Here is a 739-nt window from a genome sequence, read left to right on the forward strand (position 1 = left end):
GTTGTTTGTGGCCCCCCCCATAAACCCCCTACCCCTCCCAGTTTCGCGCCCCGTTGTGGTTTTTTTTTGTTTTGCCGGGCCGGCGTTCTGGCCGTGCTGGCCGCGCCACTACATCAGAACATCAGAGCTCCCAGCCCCACCTGCACCAGGCATATGGATAGTCCTGCACCCGTTCGCATAGGCCAGCCCGCACCGGGTTGTGCAACAGGTAGTTGGCTAGGCCACGCAGTGACTCGTCGCGCCTGATCGCGTGATCGTGATAGCCGGATTGCCAGATGGATCCGGCAACGCCAATGGATCTTGCCGAGCGCGACTTCAGCCGCTGCATGCATGCACCCAGCGACCCTACCTGCAGTTGCAGCAGCCAATGCAGGTGATCTGGCATCACTACCCAGGCGAAATTGTTGGTGATCCCGGCGATCTCGCAATGACGCAGCGCCTCCATCACCTGCTCGGCGTTCTGCAGGTTGGCGAACAGCGGCACACGCCCTGCGGTTACCGTGGTGATCGAGTAGATGCTATTGGGCAGCGAAACGCGCCCGAGACGTAGTTTTGGACTGGACATCGCTGCAGCCTGAGGCCAGCGATCAACAAGGTCCGTCAGTGATTCACGGCAACACCTGTAGTGGGGGGGGGGGGGGGGGGCGGGGGGTGGTAGGGGGGGGGGGGGCCCGGGCCGGGCGCGGGCGGGCCCGGGGGGGGGGGGGGGGGGGCGCCGCCCCGCGCCGGGCACGCGCGC

Annotated in this window: 1 protein-coding gene; it reads right to left on the minus strand. The window is 65.8% G+C overall.

Going from position 1 to position 739, the window contains the following annotated elements:
* Positions 1-121: 121 nt before the first annotated feature.
* Positions 122-565 (minus strand): REP-associated tyrosine transposase, encoded by a 444-nt coding sequence (locus tag AC1VWL_RS19305; RefSeq protein ID WP_482987757.1) that lies wholly within the window; start codon positions 563-565, stop codon positions 122-124.
* Between the last annotated feature and the right edge of the window lie 174 nt (positions 566-739).

It is taken from the genome of Stenotrophomonas sp. STEN063, assembly GCF_056854515.1.

Excerpts from the sequence above, each read along its gene's own strand:
- AC1VWL_RS19305 (WP_482987757.1), bottom strand. The coding sequence starts at position 565 with ATGTCCAGTCCAAAACTACGTCTCGGGCGCGTTTCGCTGCCCAATAGC.